This is a genomic window from Nocardiopsis sp. JB363, assembly GCF_900143625.1.
Taxonomy (GTDB): domain Bacteria; phylum Actinomycetota; class Actinomycetes; order Streptosporangiales; family Streptosporangiaceae; genus Nocardiopsis.
Genome location: NZ_FRFF01000133.1, coordinates 59079 through 85010 on the forward strand (window position 1 = coordinate 59079; position 25932 = coordinate 85010).

A 25932-nucleotide genomic window follows, 5' to 3' on the forward strand; every position below is an offset into this window, starting at 1 on the left:
GGTGTTCGGGTGGGCGTGTCTCCACCTGGGATGACTCCGGGTCAGGACACAGTGTGTCCCACGATGAGCGCGTCGCACACCCGAGGCGGAGTACTCGATGTTCTCACCGATGTCATTTGGAGGAAACGACCAACCACCGCTGTTCGTTCCCCGATCACTTCATGTCATCGACGCCTGGTCGGGTCCGGATTTCCAGTGGTGTACTTCACAAGATCGCCCCCTATTCACCGGGTCCCCCGGTTTCAATGAGGGTCCGCGTCGACGAGGACGCGGTCGGACCACAGCGCAGGACGAGGACGAGCATGGAATTCCTGAGGCCCTCCACGTTGGTGGAGGCCCTAGAGGCCAGGAGCGCCCACCCCGACGGTGTACCCATCATGGGCGGCACGGACGTGATGGTGGCCCTCAACTTCGACAAGAGCCGACCTTCGGCCCTGATCGACCTGACCCGGGTCCCGGAGCTGACCGAGTGGGGCACCGACGGTGACCACGTCCGTCTGGGCGCCGGGGTCTCCTACACCGAGGTCATCGAGAGCCTCAGCGGTGCCGCGCCGGCGCTGGCCAAGGCCTCCCGATCGGTGGCTTCGCCACAGATCCGCAACCGGGGCACGGTCGGCGGCAACCTGGGCGGGGCCTCCCCCGCCGGGGAGTCGCACCCGCCGCTGCTGGCCACGGACGCCGAGATCGAGCTGGCGTCGGTGCGCGGCACCCGCAAGGTCAAGGCACGCGACTTCTACCGGTCGTTCCGCAAGACGGCCCTGAGCGAGGACGAGCTGATCACCGCGATCCTGCTCCCCCGCGCCACCGGGCCACAGCAGTTCGCCAAGATCGGCACCCGCAACGCCATGGTCATCGCCGTGACCTCCTTCTCCCTGGCGCTGGACACCGAGAACCGGAAGGTGGGCACGGGGGTGGGCTCGGCCGGGCCGACACCGCTGCGCGCCGAGGCCGCCGAGGAGTTCTTGGAGGCCGAGTTCGATTGGGAGGACGGTCGTCCCCTGGCCGAGTCGGTGGTGCGCCGCTTCGGCGACCTGGTGGCCGCGGCCGCCCGCCCCATCGATGACCAGCGCGGCAGCGCCGACTACCGCAAGCACGCCCTGTCGGTCATGGCGCGCCGTGCGCTGAGCTGGTCCGTCACCGACTACCGGAAGGAGTCCTCGCGATGCGCGTGAATTTCAAGGTCAACGGTGAGGACGTCACCGCCGACAACGTCTGGCCGGGCGAGAGCCTGTTGTACGTGCTGCGTGAGCGCTTGGGTCTCCCGGGCAGCAAGAACGCCTGTGAGCAGGGTGAATGCGGTTCGTGCACGGTCTACTTCGACGGTGTGACCGCCTGTTCGTGCATGATCGCCGCCGGGCAGGCCGAGGGACGCGAGGTCGGCACCGTGGAGGGTCTGGCCAAGGAGCCGGGCAAGGGCGGTGACCGCACCCTGGGCGACGTGCAGGAGGCGTTCGTGGAGGCGGGCGCCGTGCAGTGCGGTTTCTGCACCCCCGGGCTGCTGGTGCAGACCGACGACCTGCTGGAGCGCACCGTGGGCTGCGGCAAGGACGCTCCGGCCGACGCCGAGATCCGTGAGGCGCTGGCGGGGAACCTGTGCCGCTGCACCGGGTACGAGAAGATCATCGACGCGGTGCACCTGGCGGCCGAGCGCCGCGCCGAGGCCGGGAGCGCCTCATGAGCAGGGTCATCGTGATCGAGGGCGCCCACGTGGTGACGGTGGAGGGCCCCGAGTACGCCGACGGGCACGTCGTGGTGCGCGACGGGCGTATCGCCGCCGTGGGCGCGGGCCCCGCCCCCGCCGTGGAGGGCGACTTCGAGCGCGTCGACGGCCGCGGGTGCGTGGTCACGCCCGGTCTGGTCAACACGCACAACCACCTCTACCAGTGGGCGACGCAAGGGTTGTTCGCCGACGGCACGCTCTTCGAGTGGTTGGTGGGTTCCTACGAGATCTGGCACCGTTTGGACGCCGACGTGGTGTCGGGGACGACGTCGGCGGGGCTGACACACCTGGCGCTGTCGGGGTGCACGACCGCCTCCGACCACCACTACATCTACCCGGCCGGGCGCGGCGACATCGTGGCCGCCGAGGTGGAGGCCGCCCGCGAGGTGGGCATCCGTCTGGACCTGGCGCGCGGTTCGATGGACCGCGGCCACAGCCAGGGCGGTCTGCCCCCGGACAGTGTCGTGGAGACCTTGGAGGGCGCCCTGGCGGGGACCGCCGCGGCGATCGACACCCATCACGACGCGTCCTTCGATTCCTTGACCCGGATCGCGGTGGCGCCCTGCTCGCCGTTCTCGGTCTCGCGGGAGTTGATGGTGGAGGCCGCGGTGCTGGCCCGCGCCAAGGGGGTGCGACTGCACACCCACCTGGCCGAGACCCTCGACGAGGAGGAGCAGTGCCTGGCCGAGTTCGGGTGCACCCCCGTGGAGTACGCCGAGAAGCTGGGCTGGCTGGGCGATGACGTGTGGTTCGCGCACGCGGTGCACCTGTCGGACTCCGCGATCGGTCGGATCGCGGCCACCGGCACCGGTGTGGCGCACTGCCCCACCTCCAACGCCCGTCTGGGCGCGGGCATCTGCCGGGTGCCCGAACTGCTCGACGCCGGCGCCAAGGTCGGTCTGGGGGTGGACGGTCCGGCTTCCAGCGAACTGTCCACGATGGCCGGCGAGATGCACCAGGCGCTCTTGATGGCCCGGGCCCGCAAGGGGCCGCAGGCGCTCACCGCGCGGCAGTCCCTGGAATTGGCCACGTTGGGCGGGGCCCGTGTGCTGGGCCGTGACCGCGAACTGGGGTCGTTGTCGGTGGGCAAGCTCGCCGACCTGGCCCTGTGGCGGGTGGACGGATTGGGTTACGACGTCATCGACGATCCGGTGGTGGCGATGGTGTTCGGCCCGACACCGCCCCTGGAGCGTCTGTTGGTCGGCGGGAACACCGTCGTCGACCGTGGAGAAATGCGCACTTTGTCGGCCGAGACCGCCGCCACGCGCGGCCGTGCCGCACACCGGAGTCTGATCCAGGAGGTGAGCCGCTGATGGCGGCGACGACCCGTACCGTCACGGACCTTTCCAGCACGACCAAGGACGGCGTGGGCGCCAGCCCGCGCCGCCCGGACGGCACGCTGAAGGTGACCGGCGAGTTCGCCTACTCGTCGGACATGTGGATGGAGGACATGCTGTGGGGCGCCACCCTGCGCAGCCCCCATCCGCACGCGAAGATCCTCGGCATCGACATCACCGAGGCCCTCAAGGTGCCCGGTGTCCAGGCGGTGCTGACCCACGAGGACGTTCCCGGCGAGAAGCGCTACGGCCTGGAATTCCAGGACCAGCCGGTGCTGGCCTACGACAAGGTGCGCTACAAGGGCGAAGCGGTGGCGATCGTCGCCGCCGACCACCCCGAGACCGCCCGGCGGGCGATGGAGCGTATCAAGGTCGACTACGAGGTGCTGGCCCCGGTGAGCGACTCCCGGCGCGCGGCCCTGGACCCCGACTACCCGCTGGTGCACGACAAGGGCGATCTGCCCGAGCACCCCGAGTACAACCAGAGCGGCAACCGGGTGCGCTACCAGCCCATCCGCACGGGTTCGTTCGTGGGCGGGGCCGCCTCCGCCCAGGGGCGCGAGGAGACCCTGGAGCGGCTGCGCTCCGAGGCCGACGCCGTGGTGTCCACCGAGTACGAGGTGGGCATGCAGGACCAGGCGTTCCTGGGCCCGGAATCGGGCATGGCGGTCCCGGCCGAGGACGGCGGGGTGGACCTGTACGTGGCCACCCAGTGGCTGCACGTGGACCAGAAGCAGATCGCGCCGGCCCTGGGCCTGCCCCAGGACAAGGTGCGGCTGACCCTGGCGGGCGTGGGCGGCGCGTTCGGAGCCCGTGAGGACCTGTCGATGCAGGTCCACGCGTGCATGCTGGCGCTGCACACCGGCAAGCCGGTCAAGTTCGTCTACAACCGGGAGGAGTCCTTCTACGGACACGTGCACCGTCACCCGGCCAAGATGCGCTACGAGCACGGCGCCAAGGCGGACGGCACGCTGCTGTACGCCACCCTGGAGATCATCGTGGACGGCGGCGCGTACGCGTCGGCGACCCCCGCGGTGGTGGGTGTGGCCTCCTCCCTGGGCATCGGCCCCTACGAGGTTCCGAACGTGCTGGTGGACGCCTACGGGGTGTACACCACCAACCCGCCGTGCGGGGCGATGCGCGGTTTCGGCGCGGTGCAGGCCTGTTTCGGCTACGAGTCGCAGATGGACAAGCTCGCGGAGAAGCTGGGGTTGCACCCGGTGGACCTTCGGCTCAAGAACGCCATGGCGCAGGGCTCCCGGATCATCACCGGGCAGGAGATCGACATGCCGCTGCCCATGGCGGAGATGTTGGAGCGATGCCGTGACCTGCCGATGCCGGTGGAACGCACCGAGTTGGAGGACCCGACCGACCAGCGCACCCTGCCCGGCGGCGTGGCCGGAACCACCCGCGGCGAAGGTGTGGTGCGCGGCGTGGGCTACGGCGTGGGGCTCAAGAACCTGTGCTTCTCCGAGGGGTTCGACGACTACTCCACCGCCCGTGTCCGCATGGAGGTGGTCAACGGCGAACCGGTGGTGCTGGTGCACACCGCGGCCGCGGAGGTCGGCCAGGGACTGGTGACGGTCAAGGGCCAGATCGCCCGCACCGAGTTGGGTGTGGAGAAGGTCGTGATCGCGCCCTCCGACACCCAGGTGGGTTCGGCCGGCTCCTCCTCGGCCTCGCGCCAGTCGTACATGACCGGTGGCGCGGTGCGCGCGGCGTGCGCGTCGGTGCGCGCCGAGGTGTTCGAACTGGCCCGGGGCAAGGGATTGGTGCCCGCCGGGGTCGAGGACACCGAGCTGGCGCTGGACGGCGGCAAGCTCGTCTCCGCCACCGGCGATGTGCTGGCGTCGCTGGCCGGCCTCCTGGGCGAGTCCGCCCAGGGCGGCGAGGTCATGGAGCACACCCGTGAGTACCACCACCGGCCCACCGAGATGATCGACCCGGAGCTGGGGCAGGGCGACTCGCACAACCAGTTCGGTATGTGCGTGCACCGCGCCGTGGTGGACGTGGACGTGGAGCTGGGCCTGGTGAAGGTCGTGGCTCTGGACGCCGTCCAGGACGTGGGCAAGATCCTGCACCCGCAGCAGCTGGCCGGTCAGATCCAGGGCGGTTCCGCCCAAGGTCTGGGGTTGGCGCTGATGGAGGAGATCCTGGTCAAGGACAGCGAGATCCGCAACCCGTCCTTCACCGACTACCTCATCCCGACCATCCTCGATACCCCGCCGATGCGCATCGACGTGCTGGAGCGCCCTGACCCGCACGCTCCGTACGGGCTGCGCGGCGCGGGCGAGCCGCCGACGTTGTCGTCGACCCCGGCGATCGTGGCCGCGGTGCGCGACGCCACCAGGCGTCCGCTCACCCACGCACCGGTGCGCCCGGAGGACATCGTCGGCATCGATCTGTAGTGCCGCGTCGGTCGGGGTTCGCCCGTTACGGAGCGGCGTTCAGGATGGTGCATCGCAAGGCGGCGGGAAGTCCTCATAGTGGTTCCTATGTGGGCTTTTCGCCAACGCGGCGAGGTGCCGTGCTGAACGTCGCGACGGGGTGAACCTCGGCTGACGCGGCACCAGGTCGCCCGGCGCGTGCGCGTGGCACCCACCGAGCCGGGAGGGGCGGCAAGCGCCCGTCGCCCTTCCCTCCAAGACCCGCCCACCTCGGATTTCACCGACGCCCTCGGTCCCGAGGTGGGTGGCCGGAGGGACAACGCCGTCCCGCCGTACCCAAGTTCGACTACACAGAGTAGTCAACCCCCCGAAAACACGGCTTCGCCGTGCTCATCTCCCTCCAGGAGGGGACATGACCCGACTCGACGACTCCGGAGCGCGTTCCACGAAGCGCTCCGCAACGGATCGATCCTGGCTCGACCGCTTCTTCCTCGTCAGCGAACGAGGATCCACCTACGGCCGGGAGGTCCGCGGAGGGCTGACGACGTTCATGGCGATGGCCTACATCATCGTCCTGAACCCGCTCATCCTCAGCGGCGTCACCGACGTGAACGGTGACCAGCTCTCGGCCGGCCAACTGACCACCATGACCGCCCTGGCCGCCGGGCTGGTCACCATCATGATGGGCGTGGTGGGCCGTGCCCCCATCGCCTGCGCCGCGGCCCTGGGAGTGATGGCGGTGGTCGCCTACCAGGCGGCGCCGGTGATGGCCTGGCCCGAGGTGATGGGCCTGGTCGTGTGGCAGGGCATCGCCATCATCCTCATGGTCGTCACCGGGGTACGCACCGCGGTGATGAACGCACTGCCGTACAACCTCAAGATCGCCATCGGTGTGGGCATCGGCCTGTTCGTGTCACTGATCGGTCTGTCCAACGTCGGGTTCGTCAGCGCGGGCGACGGCGACAGCCTCCTACAGATCGGCGCCGAGGGCGGCGGCGGGCACCTGGACGGGTGGCCGATCCTGGTATTCGTGGCCGGGCTGATCCTGGCCTCGGTACTGCTGGCCCGCAGGGTCCCCGGTGCCATCTTCTACGGGATCATCGGTGCCACCGTGCTCGCGGTGGTCCTGCACAACGTGCTGCGCCTGTCCCCCGAGTCCTGGGGCGGCGGCGTGCCGGAGCTGCCCGGAAGCCCGTTCGCGGTGCCCGACTTCGGGTTGCTGTTCCAGGTGGACCTGTTCGGCGCCTGGACCACCGCCGGGCCGACCACCGCCGGGGTCATCCTGTTCACGCTGGTGTTGGCCGGGTTCTTCGACGCCCTGGGCACCATCCTGGCCATCGGCACCAAGGCGAACATCGCCGACCAGGACGGGCAGATGCCGCGGGTCAACCAGATCCTCATCACCGACGGAGCGGGGGCGGTGGCCGGTGGTCTGACCAGTTCCTCGGCGACGCTGGTGTTCGTGGAGTCCACCGTGGGGGTGAGCGAGGGGGCCCGCACCGGTCTGGCCAGTGTGGTCACCGGGCTGTTCTTCCTGAGCGCGATCTTCTTCGCCCCGGTGTTCGGCATGGTGCCGGCCGAGGCGGCGTCGGTGGCGATGGTGCTGGTGGGCGCCATGATGATGATGCACGTGGGGCAGATCGACTGGACCGACATGTCGGTGGCCATCCCCGCGTTCCTCACCATCGCGATGATGCCGTTCGCCTACGACATCGCCAGCGGGATCGGCATCGGGATCATCGCGTACACGCTGATCAAGACCGCGCAGGGCCGCTTCCGTGAGGTCGGTTGGCTGATGTGGATCCTGACCGTGGTGTTCGCCTTCCACTTCGCCATGCACTCGATGGGTCTGTAGCCCACGAGCAGGACTGTGGCCGGGTCGCGAGGACCCGGCCACAGGTGTGTTCGGGGTGTGCCGATGCGGTGGGTGGGCTCAGGGAACGGCCGTGGCCAGGCAGCGGTCCAGGGCACCGCGCAGGGCCACGTCGCGCGGGTCGTTCCAGATCCGCAGGCCCATCCGGTTGGGGACGTAGCCGTAGCCGGTGCCGGTGGCCGGATCGGCGAAGCCGAAGGAACCCCCGGCCCCCGGGCTGCCATAGGCGCGGCCGTCGGTGCCGAATCGCCACTCGGGGAAGGGCTTCCACATCCCCGACGAGTAGCGGGTGCGGACCTTGAGGTTGACGTCGCGCTCTCCTCCCGAGGGCGCTACGGGTTGTTCCTCCAAGGCCCGCAGGCTCTCGTCGCGCACCCCCAGCATCGGCGCGCCCTGCGCGAACTCGCCGTAGAGCGCGGCCAGCGAGCGAGCGGTGGCGAAGCCGTTGCCGTGCGGCAGTTCCACCGACCGGTAGGCGGGACCGGCGAGTTCGTCGGCCGTGCGCAGCGGCGGGTTGGCGAAGGTCCGCGCGGCGATGGTCCAGGGCAGGCAGCGCGCGAGTACGTGACCCAGGGGTACGGCGGTGGGGTCGGCGGCCAGGTCGCGCCAGGACCCTCCGGTCAGGCGGGCCAGTCGGTCCGGACCGATCCGATCGGGAAGTCCCACGTACAGGTCCAGCCCCAGGGGGCCGGCCAGTTCCTCGGCGAGGTAGGCGCCGACGGTGCGCCCGTCCACCCGGCGCAGCAGCTCGTTGACGTAGAGGCCGATGGTGACGCTGTGGTAGCCGTGCCGCGTGCCGGGTTCCCAGGCGGGCGCCTGGTCGGCCAGGACCTCGGCGAGCCGGTCGTGATCGGCCAACAGGTCGGGGGTGAGTTCGGTGTCCAGGTAGGGCAGGCCGGCCCGGTGGGAGAGCAGTTCGCGGACGGTGACGCGACCCTTGCCGTCGCGGGCGAACTCGGGCCAGTAGCGGGCCAGCGGCCGGTCGTACTCGAACAGCCCTCGCGAGTGGGCGTGGGCCAGGACCAGGGAGGTCACGCCCTTGGTCGCGGAGAAGACGAGGGCGAGGGTGTCGGACTCCCAGGGAGCCCCGGTGGCGGGGTCGCGCACACCTGCCCACAGGTCGACCACCGGGCGGCCGGCGTGGTGGACGGCCACGGCGGCGCCGGTCTCCCCGTGTTCGATGAAGTTGTTCTGGAAGGCCTCGCGGACCGGTTCGAAGCCGGACTCGACCCAGCCGCGGATACGCGGTGGAGGGGTGAGGTGCATGAAAGGGAATCCTCGGGAGGGGGATGACGTGTACTTTCGTCGCCCGCCACAGTATGCGAAGCCCGAGGTGGCAAGGCGGTCGAACCGGGCGCGGATTCGGGTCCGAGCCGCTGCTTCGAGCGAAAAGGTCTTTGACAGCGGAGGAAACGGCCGCTTAAGTTGACAGTGACAACTTTCGTCTGCCCGGGAAGACGCCCCATGGACACCACGGTCAACGGCGCCCCCACGCCCACCCCCGACGAACCCGAAGTCAACGCCGCCGAGCATCTGCGCGACACGCTCGGCCTGACCGGCACCAAGATCGCCTGCGGAAGCGGAGTCTGCGGTGCCTGCACCATCCTGGTCGACGGTTCCCCCACCGCCTCCTGCCTGTTGCCCTCCGCCCACCTGGCCGGACGTTCGGTCACCACCGTGGAAGGATTGGGCGGCGACCACCCCGTCCAGCGCGCCTTCGCCGCTCACGACGGCCTCCAGTGCGGCTATTGCACACCCGGCTTCGTGGTGGAGGCCTCCGTGTTCGTGGACGCCTGGCGCGCCGAGCACGGCGACACCGCACCGGACCGCGACACGATCGCCGACGCCCTGGCCGGGCACCTGTGCCGATGCGGGGCCTACGAGGGGATCTTCGCCGCCGTGGCCGCCGCTTGCGCCGGTGGGTTCGACACCGAACCCGTCGAGGCGCCGCCGCGCGCGGACGCCCCGGCCAAGGTGACCGGACGCGCCCGCTTCACCGGTGACCACGCACCACCGGGAACCTGGACCGGGGTGATCGTGCGCTCCACCGTGCCGCACGCCCGGATCCTGAAGGTGCGTCCGGCGCACGACGACGGTGGCGCGGAGGCTCCCCTGGTGGACCTGTTGGGCGAGGACCGCACCGTACGCCACGTGGGTCAGGCGATCGCCGCCGTGGCCGCGCCCACCCCCGCCGAGGCCCGCAGAGTGGCCGCGGCGGTACAGGTGGACCTGGAACCACTGCCCTCGGTGACCACCGTCGAGGCCGCCCGCCGGCCCGGAGCCCCGCTCGTGTACCGGACCAAGGCCGAACGCGCCGCCGCGCCCGCCTACGGTGAGGCGCCCACCCCCAGGGCACCGTGGAACGGCAACGTGCGCGGGCCCGGTGTGGTGAGCTGGCGCGGCCCCACGGCCGTGTCCCGGCTGCGCGCCGCCCGGCTGCGTGAGGACCCCCGGTTGGTGGCCGAGGAGTACACCACCGCCACCCAGGTGCACACCCCCTTGGAACCGCACGTGAGCGTGGCGTCCTGGGAGGACGGCCACCTGCACCTGCACGTGTCCACCCAGGCGCTGAGCAGGATCGTCGACAAGGTCGCCCGGCGCTGGGACCTGCCACGGAATCGGGTGCACGTGGTGGCCGAGTACGTGGGCGGCGGGTTCGGCGCCAAGGGCGCCCTGTCCCCGGACACGGTGGCCGCGGTGGAACTGGCCCGGCTGGTGGACGCTCCGGTCCGGGTGTCGTTGGAACGCTCCGAGGAGATGACCGACGCCGGCCACCGACCGGGCAACCGCACCCGTGTGGCGCTGCTGGCCGATTCCGAGGGCGACCTCAGGGCGCTGGCCGTGGACTCGGTGGGCGACGGCGGGGTGTCGGTGGGATCCAACGTCGCCACCTTCGCGGCGTTGATGTACGGACGTTCACCCCGGCGCGTGCGCGACTTCGACGTGGTCACCAACCGCCCCCCGGGCGAGCCGATGCGCGGCCCCGGGGGGCCGCCGATGGCGTGGGCGCTGGAGCAGGCCGTGGACACCATGGCACTGCGGTTGGGTGAGGACCCGCTGGCGCTACGGCGACGGTGGGACGGCAACCCCAAACGTCGGGCACTGTACGAACGGGTGGCGGATCTTCCGCTGTGGCGGGACCGTCCCCGTGGTGAGCGCACCGGTCGGTTCCGACGCGGTGTGGGGTTGGCCGCCGCCGGCTGGCCCTATCTGCTGGGACCACAGGCACAGGTGGAACTGACCGTGCGCGGCGGGGACCTGATGGTGCGTTCGAGCACCCAGGACATCGGCACGGGCATCCGGACAGTGTTGGGCGACGTGATCGCGGACCGGCTGGGCATCGACGCCACGGGCCTGACCGTGGAGATCGGGCACGGTTCCTCGGTGCACGGCACCGGGTCCTTCGGCAGTCGCACCACCACCTCGATGGGACCGGCCGCGGCCGACGCCGCCGACCGGTTGCGCGAGGCCCTGCGTGAACACTCCCCCGACGTCCCCGCGTCGGGGCCCATCCCCGAGCACACCTTCAAGGAGGCCCTGTCCGGGGCCGAGGGGCTGCGGGTGGTGGGCGAACGCGGCCTGGACCGTTGGGGGCGGCTCACCCCGAACATGGCAGGCGACCTGGCCGTGGGACGCGGCATGAGCGGCGCCGTGCACGTGATGGAGGTGGAGGTGGACACCCTGCTGGGCCGGGTGCGCCCCACCCGATGCTGGGCGGGGATCGCCGCCGGGCGCATCTACAACGAACGCATGGCCCGCAACCAGTGCGAGGGCGCCGTCGTCCAGGGGGTGGGCTACGCACTGTTCGAGGAACGGCGCGACGACCCGCACACCGGTGTGGTGCTCTCCGACGACCTGGAGGAGTACCGGCTGCCCGGTCTGGGAGACGTTCCCGAGACCGAGGTGCACTTCCACCAGGAGGGCTTCGAGCACGTGCCCGGCGGGGGAATCGGGCTCGGCGAGGTGTCGGTGGTGGGGGTGGCGGCCGCGCTCGGCAACGCCGTCTTCGACGCCACCGGCATCCGCCACCACGACCTTCCCCTGCGCCCGGACCGACTGATCGGAGCAACACGATGATCGTGACGCGACCCACGAGTATGGCCGAGGTAGCGGAGGACCTGGCCGAAGAGGGGGTGCGCCCGCGCGCCGGGGGCACCGACCTGACCGCCTGCCTGGAGACGGGGGTGATCGCCCCGGGGCCGATGGTGGACCTGCTGGGGGTGACCGGTCTGGACGAGGTGGACTGGCGGACCGACGGTTCGGCCCGGGTGGGGGCGATGACCACCGTCGCCGCGCTGGGATCGGACCCTGAACTGAGCAGGGCCTATCCGGCGTTGGCGGCCACCGCGCGGGCCCTGGCCACCCCGCAGATCCGGGGCAGGGGCACCCTCGGCGGCAACCTGCTCCAACGCAACCGCTGTGCCTACCTGCGCAACCCCGCCTTCACGTGTTTCCAGACCGGCGGGGACTCCTGTCCGGCTCGGGAGGGAGACCACCTGCGCGGGGTGGTGATGGACCAGGGACCATGCGTGGCCCCGCACCCGTCGACGCTGGCGGTGGCACTGCTGACCTACGACGCGAGCGCGCACCTGGCGACGGGTCCGGCCTCCGAGGTGTCGGTGGCCGACCTCTACGAGGGCACCGATCCCACACGTGACCACACGTTGGAGCGGGGCACGCTGTTGACGGCCGTTTCGTTGCCGGTCCCGGCCCCGGGTGAGCGCTCCGCCTACCGGAGGGCGACCGGCCGCTCCCGCGCGGAGTGGCCGCTGGTGGAGGTGGTCGTTCGGCTGGAGTGCGCCGACGAGGGTCGAGGTCCCGTGGAGCGGGCCGCGGTGGCGGCGGGTGCGGTGGCACGTACCCCGCTGCGGCTACCCGAGGTGGAGCGGGCCTTGGTGGGTGTGGCACCCGGTGCGGATCTGCCCGATCGGGTGGACGGGGCGTTGACCGCCCTGGCCGATCGGTGCTCTCCCCTGCCCGCCACCGGGTACAAGGTCCCCTTGCTCCAGGGGACGCTCCGTGATGCGATCGAGACGGCCCTGGAGGTTCCGAGCCGGTGACACGGGCTCGAAGCCCTTCCGGAGCCGTGGGTCGGGTGGGCCGCCGTGGCGTGGCGGCCCACCCGAGCCCATCCGGGTCCGCTCAGCCGCGCAGGTGCGCCTGGTGGGCGAGCTCGCGGCAGACCACCGCGAAGTCGAGCCCTTCGGCGGCGGCCGCCATCGGGAACGTGGACGTCTCGGTCAGACCCGGGGCGACGTTGGTCTCCAAGAAGACGACCTCCCCGTCGGAGTCGACCATGAGGTCGGTGCGCGACAGGTCGCGCAGACCCAGGGTGCGGTGGGCGGTCAGCGCCACCTCGGTGGCGGCGGCCACCACCGACTCCTCCAGGCGGGCCGGGCAGAAGAACTCGGTGCGCCCGGCCGTGTACCGGGCGGCGTAGTCGTACACCCCGCCGTCGGGGACGATCTCCACGGGGGGCAGGACCACCGGTCCCTCACCGGTGTCCAGGACGCCCACCGCCAGTTCGGTGCCCTGGATCTGTTCCTCCACCAGCGCGGAGTCGCTGTAGGCGAAGCAGGACATCAGTGCGGTGGACAGGTCCTTGACCGAGGCCACCGGGGTGGCGCCGAACGCCGAACCGCCACGGTCGGGCTTGACGAACAGCGGCAGGCCGAGCCGTTCGGTGAGCTTGTCCAGGAGCGCGGGGGCGCCCAGGTCGTGGAAGACGGACTTGGGCAGAGTGACGCCGCGCGGCACCCGAACACCCTTCTCGGCCAGCAGGGCCTTGGCGGCGGGCTTGGCGTAGGCGAGTCGGCAGGCTTGGGGACGGGCGCCCACGTAGGGCACCCCGACCAGTTCCAAGACCTCGCGGATCGCACCGTCCTCCCCGGCGGACCCGTGCAGGACGGGGAAGACCACCTGGGGCGGGTCGTCGCTCAGACGCTGGAGAAGCCCGGCGTCGACGTCGGTGACCTGCACCTCGATGTCGAGTCGGCGCAGGGCCTCGGCCACGCTGCGGCCGGATTGGACGCTCACCTCGTGTTCGGGGGACAGACCTCCGGCGAGGACGAGGACCCGGTCAAGATCGGCCACGGCGCGGACCTCCTTCTGTACTGCTGTCATGGTGCTGGTGTCCCTCAGGGGTGGTCAGGGGAGGTCAGGGGTGGGTGCCTGGCTGCCTTCGGTGGTCGTGGCCATCGCGGGGCCGAACGTGTCGCGCAGATCGATCTCGCCCTCGATGGCACCGACGAGCCTGCGGACGCCCTCCCGGATCTGTTCGGGTGTGGGATAGCAGAAGCTCAACCGCATGCTGTCGCGCCCGCGCCCGTCGGCGAAGAAGCCGGTGCCGGGAACGTAGGCGACGCGGTGGTTGACCGCGCGCGGCAACATGGCCTTGGCGTCGATGCCCTCGGGAAGGGTGGCCCAGACGAAGAACCCGCCCTCGGGCCGGGTCCAGGTGCAGCCGACGGGCATCATCGTGTTGAGCGCCCCGAGCAGGGCGTCGCGCCGCTCGGTGTACATGCTGTTGAACGTCTTGATCTGCTCGCGCCAGGGGAAGGTCTCCAGGTAGCGGCGCACCACGAACTGGTTGAACGTGGAGTGGCTGAGCATCGCCGACTCCGCGGCCAGGACGAGTTTGGCGCGCACGGCCGAGGGCGCCAGGGCCCAGCCGATGCGCAGGCCCGGCGAGAGCGTCTTGGACAGCGAACCCAGGTAGATGACGTTCCCGTCGCCCTGGGAGTACAGGGTGGGCTTCTGTTCGCCGTCGTAACGGAGCAGACCGTAGGGGTTGTCCTCGACGATGAGCACGTCGTGGCGGCGACAGACCTCCATGACCCGCTCGCGGCGCTCGGCGGACATGGTGATGCCGGCGGGGTTCTGGAAGTTGGGGATCGTGTAGAAGAACTTGACGGTGCGCCCGGCCTTGGCGGCCTCGGTGAGGGCGTGGTCGAGTTCGTCGGTGTCGACGCCCTCGTCGTCCATGCCCACGTGGCGGATGTCGGCCTGGAAGGCGGCGAAGGTGTTGATCGCGGTGACGTAGGTGGGGGCCTCGGTCAGCACGATGTCGCCGGGGTCGACGAAGACGCGGGTGATGAGGTCCAGGGCCTGCTGGGAGCCGACGGTGACGATGACGTCGTCGGGGACGGCCTGGATGCCCTCCAGGGTCATGTAGTCGCAGATCTGTTCGCGCAGGACGGGGTCGCCCTGAGCGGATCCGTACTGTAGGGCCGCAGTGCCCTCCTCGGAGACCACGTCCTTGACCAGGTCGCCGAGCTGGTCGAGCGGCAGGGCGGCGACGTTGGGCATGCCGCCCGCCAGGGAGACGATCTCGGGGCGGGACGCGACGGCGAAGAGTGCCCTGACCTCCGATGCGACCATGCCCCGTGCTCGATGTGCGTAGCGGCCGACGTGCGGGTCGATACGCGAGCCCTGTTGGCCGGGCTGCTGCTCTCGGTGGTCAGCGGACACGGTCCACCTCCGAAGGAAGGACGGTCTTGTGGGGTCTGCCGGGTCGGCCCGGGAGATCTTCGTTGATCCCTGGTTCGACGCCGGGTCGGTCCCCTTGGTTCACGCGAAGCCACCGGTGACGGTCGGGCCGGGTGTGGCGTTCGGTGAGTCGGTCGGGTCGTGGCGAACCGTGGGACACGGTTCGGGAAATATCCGGAGTCTAGCCCAGTGGCCGTGTAGGCACCCCCCATCAGGGCTTTCCTGTGCTCTGACACACATCGTCACCGATGTCCGGTGTGTCGCGTTCGGTGACGGAGACGGTACCCGGGTTCTCGGTGCGACTCACAGGCGAATGACCAGAACATGACGCACTTTTCACCCCTACCACCCGAGTTGGACATAGGTGTTTTCAGGGATTTCAAGGACATTGGTGCGGTAAACCATCGCTCCCGGTGACGGGCGCGTCACCCGAGAACCGGAGGAGACCATGGGAGTCCGCTCGACCACCATAAGCATCTCCGCGACGCTGCTGCTGTGCGGCGCGCTGACCTCGTGCACGGACACCGCCCCCACCGAACAGGAGATCGACGCCGAACACCTGGAGCTGGCGCGGGCCGCCGACGCCCTGTCGGCGTCGGTGCTGCGACCAGGGGTCGAACGCGCCTTCGCCCGCAAGGGGCACCCCATCGACGGCACGCTCACCTGCTCCTCCCCCGCCGCCCCCTCGGAGCCGGAGGCCTCCGGTTCCCCGTCATCGTCCTCCTCGCCCGAGACGACACGGGACGGGCAGGACACGGTCACCGCCCACGGCGCGCAAGACGAGTCGGAAGAAGGGGCCGAAGAAGGCGAAGAACCCGTCAGCGGCGATCTGGCGGTGATCTGCGAGGGGCTGGACCGCGACGGCGCCACATTGCGCTTCGAGGGCCGACTCTCCTCCGAGGCGCTGGCCGAACGCGCCCCGGGCGACGACAGTCTGCCCGGCGACTTCGCCGGGACCGTCGACGGCGACGAGGTGTTCGCCATGGACTGTTTCCAGTGCGCGCCACAGGTCCCCGAACCGGAGGAAGCCGAATCCGACGGGACGGAGACGGACGAGCTCGCGGGCGAGGCGGAGTCCGCCGCACCCGAAGACGAGTGAGGTCGTCGGCGTCGATGTCGGTACGGCCCGGTAGTGGAGATGACGGCCCGGGCCGCACCGCATCGCACGCGCTCGCTCCCGGAGGATTCCCCCGAATCTCACGTGGAGCACTCCCCGAAACACGTCCGCGTTGGCCCCCGAACCCCCCTCAAGGTCCGTAGGACACGGACGCGCCCCGCACCGATGGAACACCTCCGTGCCCTCTCTTGCCCGGAGGCACCCACCGGTGGGCGGGCCGCGCACCCCAAGTTGATCCCATGCGCCCCATATCCGGCAACGGTTGCAACAGGTTGCGACGCGCCTACCAGGCGCAACGATACGGCGACCCTGCTCGGACACCCCGGAAGGGTCACCCGGGGTGGTCGCACAAGGCCGCCCCCTCGTCGCGGTCCAGCAGGATCCGCACCCCCGGGGCCAGCGAACCCGGGAGCAGGTTGCCGGAAGTCCGGGGACCGATCACCCGGACCGTGACCTCTCCGGCGAACCGGTAGGGGCGGCTTTCGATCATCCCACCCAGGTTGCGCCGCACCCGGGACATCTCCGCGCGCACGGTGACCACGTGGCCGTCGGCCCCGAACAAATCCTCGGACAGCTCGGCGCCCGAACGTCCCTCCCGGTGCACGGCCAGCAGGAACAGCAGTTCCGCGTGGCGCGGGGTCAGGTTGTGCACCCACTCGCCACTGGGCCCGGCCACCGTCACCGTGGACGCTCCGGGTTTGGACAGGTCCAGGGTGACCGCGGTGGAGCCGGCCCGTTCCCCGGGACGGGGCCGGATGAGCCAGCCGCCCGGCAGGGGTTCCAGGGCGCACTCGCCCAGGGCCGGGATCCAGGCCGTACCGCTCTCGCAGTGTTTGGGCAACAGCACCCGCCGGACCGGTTCCATGTGCACCGCGGCGGCGGTCCAGCCGGTGTCGTCCACCACCAGGGCGGGTCGGTTGAGTCCGGCCAGCAGAGGCGCGGCCACCGAACGCAACCGTTCCAGGTGGGTGTGGTGCAGCCCTTGCAGGTGCGCCTGGGCCAGCTGGGCGACCGCGCTGACCAGGGCCAGGGTGGAGGGGTGGATGGTGGAGACCGGGCCGGTGACGTCGATGGCGCCCAGCAGTCGCCCGTCCCGGGGGTCGTGCACGGGGGCACAGGCGCAGGTGAGGGCGTGCAGGTTGCGCACGAAGTGTTCGGCGGAGTAGACCTGCACGGGACGACCGACCACCAGAGCGGTGCCGATGGCGTTGGTGCCGATGCTGCCCTCGTTCCAGAAGGCCCCTTCGACCAGGCCGACCCGGTCGCCGACCGTGCGCATCCGGTGGGCCCCCTCCCTCCAGAGCACCTGTCCCGAGGCGTCGGTGACCAGCATGATGTGGTCGGCCTCGTCGGCCACCGAGACCAGGGAACGGCGAATCAGCGGCAGCACTTCGGCGATGGGCGAGGCATCGCGTTGGCGTTGCAGTTCGTCCAGGCGGGACATCCGTGGCGGGGGGCCGCCGTCGGGATCGATGCCGAACCCGCGCATGCGCTCCCAGGAGTCCTCGATCACCGGACGCAACGGCGCGGGCGTGGGGCGCCCAGTGAGCAGCGCGTCGTGGGATCGGCGGAGCAGGTCGGCGTGCTCGCGCGCGTCCACCCCGGAGGGCAGCGCCGTGTCCAGTGATGGAAACCTCATGTGAGTCCTCGGGTGCGCGTCCCCGCCTTGAGACGGGGAGCTCGCCCCTTCCTCCTTCTACGTGACCAGACCCCGAGGGACCGGGGTCCTCGTGACCCCGTCAGTTTCCCGGTTCGACTGTGGTGAGACAGGGAGAACCGAGAGATGCCCTTGTTTCGGATGTCATTTCGGTTCCATCCTTCCGTTTTCTGCTCGAATTATCCTCGGGACCATACCGAACGCACTCATGCGCTTTTTCCGGCGAGGCGTCCCGGTTCGTGCCATCGTTGGTGTTTCGGTACGGGGGTGCGCAGGTCAGTGGACGGAGTTCGGGATGGGCAGCATCCCCAGAATCGAACGGGTCCATGAAACGTTCTGGAAAATGGCCGGATGCGGCCACTCGACGGAGCCGCGCATTCGACGCTGTCGTTGTTCGTCCGCGCAGGTGAGGGTGGTTATCGGGGGTTTTCGGTCGAGTGTCGTCACGTGCAGTGGCCCGTGCGGGATCTTGTGAAGGTTCCTGTGCGTGTCAAGGGCGACGGGTGAGGGCGAACCACAGACGCATGCGCCGTTCGGGGTCGGCCAGGTCCACGCCCAGGTCCCGTTCGATCCGGCCGATCCGGTAGCGGACGCTGTTGCGGTGCACCCCGAGGTCGGCGGCGGCCCGATCCCAGTTGCCGTGCCGTGCCAGCCAGGCGTGCAGGGTGGTGCGAAGGGTGTGGGCGGCGGGGGTGTCCTCGTCGAGCGGGCCGAGGATCTCCCGCGCGGGCCGGCCGGTGCCGTCGGGGTCCATGAGGGTGTCGAAGGGGTCGGTCTCGTCCGACCACAGCCGTGGCTCGCCCACGGCGCGGGCGCGCACCAGCAGGGTCGCGGCCCGGCGGTCGGCTTCGGGCAGGTCCTCGGGCGCCATGGCCGCGCTCAGGGCGCCGATCCACCCGTGGGAACGCAGGAGTTCCAGGTGGTCGCGGTGGGCCGGTTCGCCCCGGTCGGCGAGGACGGCGCGCACGCCGCCCGGCTCCTCGGTGTCGGGGGCCGCGTCGCGCAGGTGGGTGCCCAGGGGCAGGGCCCCGGCGGCGGTGTGGCGCCCTCGGGGGACGGGTGCGGCCCGCAGGACCCGGTAGCCGGTCCCCCGTCCCCGGTCGGAGACGGTGGTCCGGGGAGCGGGGTCTCGGGTGTCGGGAGCGCGGGTGTCGGCGAGTTCGGCCAGGGCCGCGACGGCGCGGGCGTTCAGGGCTCCGTCCAACAACAGCGCGGTGAGCGGCAGGCCGGGGGTGGGCGATTCCTCTCCCTCGGAACGCAGCAGCAGGTCGAGCAGGGCGGTGGCGGTACGCAGCACCTCCCGGTCCGTGATGCCCAGGGGGTCGGGGCGGCCCACCAGGACCACGCCCTGGTGTTCGGGCGGGGTGCCCACGGTGTGCAGGAAGACCTCGTCGGGGCCGCTGTCGGCCTTGGCGCTGCGCGGCCCCTTGGGGGCGGTGAGCTTGGTGAGCAGGGTGCGCAGCTCCGGGCCGAGGTCGACGGGTGCCCCGGCGGTGCGGCGCACGGGTGTGTCGGGCTCGGCCGGGACGAGGACGACCCAGGCTCCCAGGGCGTCGGCCAGCACCGCCGGCAGCCGTTCCACGGGGGTGGGCGCGGTGACGGCGCGGGCCAGGGCCTGGTGGGACTCCCCCAGCCGGCGCAGGTCGCGCAGGTGGCGTTCCTCCAGTTCCTCCCCCACCGCGCGACTGACCGCGGCGAAGGGGGAGCTCCGCGGCACCTCCAGTAGCGGCAGGCCTTGGAGTCGGCACTGTTCGACGAGGTCGGCCGGGATGCTCTGGTGGACGGGCGCCACACCGAAGCCGAGGGCCCCGACCCCCGCGCGCACCAGAGAGGCCACATAGGTGCGCACCTCCTCGGTGTCGGTGGGCAGGTTGACCCCGGCCGTGAGGAGGAGTTCGCCGCCGCGCAGATAGTCGGCGGCCACGACGAGTTCACTGGCCACCGCCCAGGTGATCGGCGGGTCACCGGCCTCGACCACCGCGATCAGGCCCAGGTCGCGGCGGGCCACCACCACGCTCAAGGGCACGTGGTGGGTGTCGCTCCCATGCTTGGGCATGTCCTCATCCCCTCCGGCCCGAGCGGGCCGATCCTTGTGTCCTGGACATGACGTACACGAGAACGCCTCCCGTACCGGCTGGACGATTCATCCAAGGTTCACCGGGAAGTCGTGCGGTTCGGCCACTGGAGTGGAGCCTACCGACTGCCTACGCTGACCGAAGCGATGTGACCTGCGTCAACGTCGCCAAGGTCCGTCCGATCCCCCTTCCCCCCACCACTCCCCGCAGTACTCCCCGCAAAGGAGCATCATGCTCATCGACACCGCGGTGATCGCCGCCTATCTCCTGGGCATGGTCGGCCTGGGCTGGTGGGGCATGCGCCGCGCCAAGAGCAGGTCCGACTACCTGGTCGCCGGCCGCCGCCTGGGCCCGCTGATGTACGCGGGCACCATGGCCGCCGTGGTCCTGGGCGGCGCCTCCACCGTCGGCGGGATCGGCCTGGGCTACACCTACGGGATCTCCGGCGCCTGGCTGGTCGTGGCCATCGGTGTCGGCATCCTCGCCCTGCACCTGTTCTTCGCCAAGCGCATCTCGCGGCTGAAGGTCTTCACCGTCTCCGAGATGCTGGACCTGCGCTACGGCGGCGACTCCCGGATCGTGTCCGCACTGGTCATGTGGGGTTACACCTTCGTGCTGACGGTGCCCTCGACCCTGGCCTTCTCCACCATCTTCAGCGGCCTGTTCGAACTGCCTCGTGTGGCCGCGATCATCCTGGGCGGATCCATCGTGGTGCTGTACTCCACGATGGGCGGCATGTGGTCGGTGACCATGACCGACATGGCCCAGTTCGTGATCAAGACGCTCGGGCTCCTGCTCGTCCTGACCCCGGTCGCCGTGTGGTCGGCCGGCGGTTTCTCCGGGATGCGCGAGTCCTTGGACCCCTCCTACTTCGACCCCACCGCCATCGGCGGGCAGACCATCCTCACCTACTTCGTCATCTACTCGCTGGGGCTGCTCATCGGTCAGGACATCTGGCAGCGCGTCTTCACCGGACGCGACGACCGGGTGGTCAAGGCCGGTGGGATCGGCGCGGGCGTGTACTGCCTGATCTACGGTGTGTGCGGCGCGCTCATCGGTACCGCCGCCGCGGTGATGTTCCCGAACCTGGCCAACCCCGACGACTCCTTCACCCTCATGGTGGAGGCCACCCTGCCGGTGGGTGTGGCCGGTCTGGTCATCGCCGCCGCGCTGTCCGCGGTGATGTCCACCGCCAGCGGCGCCCTCATCGCCTGCTCCACGGTGACCTCCACCGACCTGTGGCCGCGCGTGCGCGCCCTGTTCGGATCGAAGAAGGCCGCCGAGGGCGATCAGAACGGTGACGAGGTGACCGCCAACCGGGTGTTCACACTGGTCCTGGGTGTGGCGAGCATCTGTGTGGCGTTGGCCGTGGACAACGTGGTCGCCGCGCTCACCCTGGCCTACAACATCCTGGTCGGTGGCCTGCTCGTGGCCATCCTCGGCGGCCTGGTGTGGCGTCGCGGAACGCGCATGGGCGCCCTGACCTCGATGCTGGCCGGTTCCGTGGCCGTGATCGTGACCATGGCGATCACCGGGCTGCTCGCCAACGAACCCATCTACGTGGGGCTGGGCACCGCGCTGGTGGTCTACGTGGCCGTCAGCCTGCTCACCCCGCCCACCGACCCCGCGGTACTGGAACTGTGGCAGCGCCGCCTACGCGGCCAGGACACCGATACCACCGAGACCACGACGGGAATCGACGAGGACGCCACAAGCGTCGCGTCCACCACCCCGCCCCGGGACCGCTGACACCTCACAGCGGAATCGACGACACAGGAGATGACATGAACGCACCGATCGGACCCACCGACTCCAGCCTCGTACCTCGTTTCGCGGGCCCGGCGACCTTCGCCCGGCTGCCCCGTATCGACCAGGTGGAACACGCCGACATCGCCGTGGTCGGGGTGCCCTTCGACACCGGTGTCTCCTACCGGCCCGGCGCCCGTTTCGGCCCCTCGGCGATCCGTGAGGCCAGCCGGCTGCTGCGCCCCTACAACCCCGGCCTGGACGTGTCCCCGTTCGAACACCTTCAGGTGGTGGACGGCGGCGACATCGCGGTGAACCCGTACTCCGTCGGGGACGCGGTGGAGACCCTGGACCAGGGCGCCTCCGAGTTCGTGCGGGCCGGGACCCGCCTGGTGACCCTGGGCGGCGACCACACGATCGCGCTGCCCCTGCTCAGGTCCCTGTACCGCGTGCACGGCCCGATCGCCATGCTGCACTTCGACGCCCACCTGGACACCTGGGACACCTACTTCGGTGAGCCCTACACACACGGCACCCCGTTCCGGCGAGCGGTGGAGGAGGGCATCCTCGACACCGAGGCGATCGCCCACGTGGGCACCCGCGGCCCCCTGTACGGCAAGCGGGACCTGGAGGACGACCGTCGCTTCGGGTTCGGCATCGTCACCGCCGCCGACGTGCTGCGCAAGGGCGTGGACGAGATCGCCGACGCGCTGCGTCAGCGCATCGGGAACCGGCCGCTGTACGTGTCGGTGGACATCGACGTCCTGGACCCGGCGCACGCCCCGGGCACCGGCACCCCCGAGGCGGGCGGCATCACGAGCCGGGAGCTCCTGGAAATCCTGCGCGGGCTCGCCGACCTGAACCTGGTGGGCGCCGACGTGGTGGAGGTCGCCCCGGCCTACGACCACGCCCAGATCACCTCCACGGCCGCCTCGCACGTGGCCTACGACCTGGTCAGTCTGCTGGCCCTGAACCACCAGCGCACGACGGGAGCCTGATCGACATGGGTGGGAGCGCGCCGCGCAACGGTGGCGACCTGGTCACCGAGACCCTGACCGCTCTGGGGTCCCGGAGGTGCTTCGGCATCCCCGGCCAGCACGCGTTGGGGCTGTTCGACGCGCTGCGTCGCGCGCCCGGGCTGCGGTTCGTCTCGGCCAGGGTGGAGAACAACGCGGCCTTTGCCGCGGACGGGCACGCCCGGGTGACCGGCGAGGTCACCCCGTTGCTGGTCTCCACCGGGCCCGGCGCGCTGCTCACCCTGGCCTCCTTGCAGGAGTCCCGGGCGGCCTCCGCGCCGGTACTGGTGATCAGCAGCCAGGTGCCCCGTGCGGGACTGGGCGGTGGCCGCCATGGCTACCTGCACGAGCTGTCCGAGCAGTCGGCGTCCTTCGGCAACGTCACCAAGTCGACGTTCACGGTCCGATACGCCTCACAGATCCCCTCGGCGCTGACCGAGGCCTGGCGGACCGCAGCCCAGGCTCCCGCCGGCCCGGTGTTGGTGGAGATCCCGCAGGACGTGCTGCTGGAGCCCACGGTGGTGCCGCCGGTGACGGACGTGTCCGCGGAGCCGACCCCACTGGTTCCACGCGCGGAGGTCGTGGACGAGGCCGCCCGCCTGCTGGACGGGGCGCGGCGTCCGGTGGTGCTGGCCGGCGGCGGCGTGAGCCGCGCCGGCGGGCGAAGGGCGCTGTTGGAACTGGCCGAGGCCCTGCGGGCGCCGGTGGCCACCACCTTCGGCGGCAAGGACGCCTTCCCGTGGGACCATCCGCTCTCGTTGCGGTCGTGGATCGAGGACCGGTACACCACCGAGTACCTGGAGGACGCCGACGTGCTCCTGGTGGTGGGCTCGGGTCTGGGCGAGCTGTCGAGCAACTACCACACCATGGCGCCCCGAGGACGTGTGGTGCAGGTGGAGGCCGACCTCGGCAAGCTCGAATCCAACGTCCCGGCGTTGGGGATCCACGGCGACGCGGCCCTGACCCTGGAGGCGCTGGCCGCGAAGGTGCGGCCACGCGCGAAGGACCCCGAGGTCGAGACCGAGGTCGCCCAGGTCAGGGCACGGGTGGCCGAACGGCTGGCCGGGCAGGACCTGGCCGGCGAACAGGCCGTCCTGGCCGCGGTGCGCGATGCCCTGCCCGACGACGCGCCGAGCTTTTGGGACATGACCGTGTTGGCGTACTGGGCGTGGTCGGCGTGGGACCCGCGCGATGGTGCGATGCACTCCGCGCAGGGCTCCGGCGGACTCGGATACGGGTTCCCGGCGGCGCTGGGCGCCGCCGCCACCGGAAAGGGTCCGGTGCTGGCGGTCTCCGGTGACGGCGGTGCCATGTACTCGATCGCGGAGCTGGCCACCGCCCGTCAGCACGACCTGGACGTGACCTGGCTGATCGTCGACGACGGCGGCTACGGGATCCTGCGCGAGTACATGGAGGGCGCCTTCGGGGAGGCCACCCACACCGAGCTGGTCCGACCCGACTTCGTGGCCCTGGCGGCCTCGTTCGGGGTCCCGGCCACCCTGACCTCGCCCGAGCGGGTGGGGGCCGACCTGGCCGCCGCGCTGGCCGCCCCGGGCCCGAGCGTGGTGGTGCTGCCCACGCACGTGGGGCTGTTCGCTCCCACGCACCTGGACGGTCCCATGTCCTGACCGAACCTCCGTGTCCCGTTCCGGGACATGGGTGCTCCGCGTCGGTGCTCCGAAACCCCGACCGCGGGTGCGCGTCAACGGCGACGTGCGTCCTCGGTCCGGCCGGGCACCGGGTGACCGACCAGGAGCACACGCGTCCCGTTCCGGGACGCCGGCCGTCCGCACCGGACGGTCGATCCCGCTCTCGGGGCGGGCGTCAACGGCGCCGCGCGCCCCGAGAGCACCCGCACACGCCGGCCCCACCAACGGACACCGAAGTCCCCCGAGGGGACGCCGACGTTCCGTTCCGGAAGTGGCACGCGCCGACGACGCCGTGTGCCCGCCTCTCCCCGTTCCATCCCCGCTCCGCCATCCCTCAGGAGTACAGCCGTGTCCCAGTCCCGACCCGCCCCGGTGACGGTGGTGGAGACCCACGGGGTCGCACCGATCCCGGTCTCCGACCAGTCCTCACGCCCCTTCGACCTGTTCCGTCTCGCCTTCGGCGGCGCCAACACGTTCGCCACGATCATCCTGGGCACCCTGCCCATCGCCTACGGGCTGGGGTTCGCCGCCTCGGCCGCCGCCACGGTGATCGGGGTGGTGCTCGGGGCGCTCATCCTCTCCCCCATGGCGCTGTTCGGCCCCCGTACCCGCACCAACAACGCCGTCTCCTCCGGGGCGCACTTCGGTGTGGTGGGTCGCGCCCTGGGCTCGCTGCTGTCGTTGCTGACCGCCGTCACGTTCTTCTCGATCTCGGTGTGGGTGAGCGGTGACGCCATCGTCGGCGCCGCGCACCGGCTGGGACTGCCCGGCGGTGACGTGCTGCGCGCGATCTCCTACGGCGTGATCGCCGTGGCGGTCTTCGTGGTGTGCGTATACGGCTACCAGTTCATGCTCTTGATCAACAAGATCGCCGTGGTCGCCGGCAGCGCGCTGATGCTGCTGGGCTTCGTGGCCTACGGGGGCGCGTTCGACCCCTCCTTCGCCGGCAGCGGCGACTACATCCTGGGCGGGTTCTGGCCCACCTGGGTGCTGGCCGTGCTGACGGTGATGGCCAACCCGGTCTCTTTCGGCGGGTTTCTGGGCGACTGGTCGCGTTACATCCCGGCCACGACCTCCACTCGCCGGCAGTTGGCTGCGCCGTTCATGGCCCAGCTGTGCACCCTGCTGCCGTTCGGGTTCGGGTTGTTCACCGCGACCCTGGTCGCCGACCCCAACCGCTACGTGTCCGGGCTGGCCGCGGTCTCCCCCCTCTGGTACGCGTTGCCCCTCCTGCTGGTGGCGCTGGTGGGCGGCCTGTCCACCGGAACCACGGCGCTGTACGGCACCGGGCTGGACTTCTCCTCGCTGGTGCCGCGCCTGAACCGGGTCCAGGGCACCGTCGTGGTGGGTTTCCTGGCCTTGGCACTGGTGTTCGTGGGCACGTTCCTGTTCGACTTCGTCGAGACGATCAACGCGTTCGCGATCCTCATCGTCCTGCTCACCTCCCCATGGATGGTGATCATGATGCTCGGCTACGTATTCCGGCGCGGCCACTACCTGGTCGAGGACCTCCAGGTGTTCAACCAGGGACGCCGAGGCGGCGCGTACTGGTTCCGTTCGGGGATCAACTGGCGTGCGATGACGGCGTGGCTGCTGGCCGCGCTGGCCGCCCTGCTGTTCGCCAACACCCCACTGCTGGTCGGCCCCCTGGGGAACCTGGCCGCGGGCATCGACATCAGCCTCCCGGTGGCGCTGCTGACCGCCGCGATCGCCTACCCGGCGGCGCTGTTCCTCTTCCCCGAGCCGCGCTCGGTGTTCGGCCCGCAGGGGCCGCGCCTGGTGCCGGCCCGCGAGGAGACCGAACCGGCCCCCGTTCCCACCACCGAAGACGCGCCGACCACCGCGTCGCACTGACCACCCACGACTT

17 protein-coding genes are annotated in these 25932 nt (G+C 70.8%); 12 read left to right on the forward strand and 5 right to left on the reverse strand.

The annotated features are described in order from the left end of the window. Window positions 1-302 precede the first annotated feature (302 nt). The 5 genes from BQ8420_RS20290 to BQ8420_RS20310 all read left to right on the forward strand — a co-directional run bounded on the left by BQ8420_RS20290 (window position 303) and on the right by BQ8420_RS20310 (window position 7299). Window positions 303-1172, forward strand: coding sequence for a xanthine dehydrogenase family protein subunit M (locus tag BQ8420_RS20290; RefSeq protein ID WP_087100725.1), 870 nt, complete (start codon window positions 303-305; stop codon window positions 1170-1172). Next, window positions 1163-1678: a (2Fe-2S)-binding protein gene (locus BQ8420_RS20295; protein ID WP_087100726.1), complete on the forward strand. Its 516-nt coding sequence runs from the start codon at window positions 1163-1165 to the stop codon at window positions 1676-1678. Before BQ8420_RS20290 ends, BQ8420_RS20295 begins: the two co-directional genes overlap by 10 nt. Then, window positions 1675-3033, forward strand: a complete 1359-nt coding sequence (locus BQ8420_RS20300) for an 8-oxoguanine deaminase (RefSeq protein ID WP_087100727.1) — start codon at window positions 1675-1677, stop codon at window positions 3031-3033. Before BQ8420_RS20295 ends, BQ8420_RS20300 begins: the two co-directional genes overlap by 4 nt. Beyond that, window positions 3033-5465, forward strand: coding sequence for a xanthine dehydrogenase family protein molybdopterin-binding subunit (locus BQ8420_RS20305; protein WP_087100728.1), 2433 nt, complete (start codon window positions 3033-3035; stop codon window positions 5463-5465). Before BQ8420_RS20300 ends, BQ8420_RS20305 begins: the two co-directional genes overlap by 1 nt. A gap of 391 nt (window positions 5466-5856) precedes the next feature. Continuing rightward, on the forward strand, window positions 5857-7299 hold the full coding sequence (locus BQ8420_RS20310; RefSeq protein WP_087100729.1) for an NCS2 family permease: 1443 nt from the start codon (window positions 5857-5859) through the stop codon (window positions 7297-7299). A gap of 78 nt (window positions 7300-7377) precedes the next feature. Here BQ8420_RS20310 and BQ8420_RS20315 read toward each other — a convergent pair whose 3' ends face one another. Continuing rightward, window positions 7378-8583, reverse strand: a complete 1206-nt coding sequence (locus tag BQ8420_RS20315) for a serine hydrolase domain-containing protein (RefSeq protein WP_087100730.1) — start codon at window positions 8581-8583, stop codon at window positions 7378-7380. A 198-nt stretch (window positions 8584-8781) separates the two neighbouring features. Between BQ8420_RS20315 and BQ8420_RS20320 the strand changes: the two genes are divergently transcribed. Together BQ8420_RS20320 and BQ8420_RS20325 are read left to right on the forward strand one after the other, a co-directional pair. Further along, the gene (locus BQ8420_RS20320) at window positions 8782-11394 is read left to right on the forward strand and encodes a molybdopterin-dependent oxidoreductase (RefSeq protein WP_087100731.1); all 2613 of its coding nucleotides are present in this window, start codon (window positions 8782-8784) and stop codon (window positions 11392-11394) included. Continuing rightward, entirely contained in the window at window positions 11391-12377 is a 987-nt protein-coding gene (locus BQ8420_RS20325; protein WP_087100732.1) for a xanthine dehydrogenase family protein subunit M, read from the forward strand. The genes BQ8420_RS20320 and BQ8420_RS20325 overlap by 4 nt, the downstream gene beginning before the upstream one ends. A gap of 82 nt (window positions 12378-12459) precedes the next feature. On the opposite strand, the gene BQ8420_RS20330 is transcribed toward BQ8420_RS20325, so the two are convergent. Both BQ8420_RS20330 and BQ8420_RS20335 read right to left on the reverse strand, forming a co-directional pair. Further along, window positions 12460-13440 carry a D-alanine--D-alanine ligase gene (locus tag BQ8420_RS20330; RefSeq protein WP_235006387.1) on the reverse strand — a complete coding sequence of 327 codons (981 nt, stop codon included), beginning with the start codon at window positions 13438-13440 and terminating at the stop codon, window positions 12460-12462. Between the two features lie 24 nt (window positions 13441-13464). Continuing rightward, complete coding sequence (locus BQ8420_RS20335; protein WP_369825522.1) at window positions 13465-14787, reverse strand: PLP-dependent aminotransferase family protein; 1323 nt, start codon at window positions 14785-14787, stop codon at window positions 13465-13467. A gap of 466 nt (window positions 14788-15253) precedes the next feature. On the opposite strand from BQ8420_RS20335, the gene BQ8420_RS20340 reads away from it, so the two are divergent. Then, a complete protein-coding gene (locus tag BQ8420_RS20340; RefSeq protein ID WP_087100735.1) occupies window positions 15254-15904 on the forward strand; it encodes a hypothetical protein in 651 nt (216 codons plus the stop codon). A gap of 349 nt (window positions 15905-16253) precedes the next feature. Here BQ8420_RS20340 and BQ8420_RS20345 read toward each other — a convergent pair whose 3' ends face one another. Both BQ8420_RS20345 and BQ8420_RS20350 read right to left on the reverse strand, forming a co-directional pair. After that, window positions 16254-17561: a GAF domain-containing protein gene (locus BQ8420_RS20345; protein ID WP_087100736.1), complete on the reverse strand. Its 1308-nt coding sequence runs from the start codon at window positions 17559-17561 to the stop codon at window positions 16254-16256. A 508-nt stretch (window positions 17562-18069) separates the two neighbouring features. Further along, window positions 18070-19635: a PucR family transcriptional regulator gene (locus tag BQ8420_RS20350; protein WP_087100737.1), complete on the reverse strand. Its 1566-nt coding sequence runs from the start codon at window positions 19633-19635 to the stop codon at window positions 18070-18072. 250 nt (window positions 19636-19885) lie between these two features. Between BQ8420_RS20350 and BQ8420_RS20355 the strand changes: the two genes are divergently transcribed. From BQ8420_RS20355 to BQ8420_RS20370, 4 genes are all read left to right on the forward strand, one after another. Next, entirely contained in the window at window positions 19886-21403 is a 1518-nt protein-coding gene (locus tag BQ8420_RS20355; RefSeq protein WP_087100738.1) for a sodium:solute symporter, read from the forward strand. Between the two features lie 35 nt (window positions 21404-21438). After that, entirely contained in the window at window positions 21439-22398 is a 960-nt protein-coding gene (gene speB, locus BQ8420_RS20360; protein WP_087100739.1) for an agmatinase, read from the forward strand. A 5-nt stretch (window positions 22399-22403) separates the two neighbouring features. Further along, the gene (locus tag BQ8420_RS20365; protein ID WP_087100740.1) at window positions 22404-24044 is read left to right on the forward strand and encodes a thiamine pyrophosphate-binding protein; all 1641 of its coding nucleotides are present in this window, start codon (window positions 22404-22406) and stop codon (window positions 24042-24044) included. A 369-nt stretch (window positions 24045-24413) separates the two neighbouring features. Next, the gene (locus tag BQ8420_RS20370) at window positions 24414-25919 is read left to right on the forward strand and encodes a cytosine permease (RefSeq protein ID WP_087100741.1); all 1506 of its coding nucleotides are present in this window, start codon (window positions 24414-24416) and stop codon (window positions 25917-25919) included. Window positions 25920-25932 lie beyond the last annotated feature (13 nt).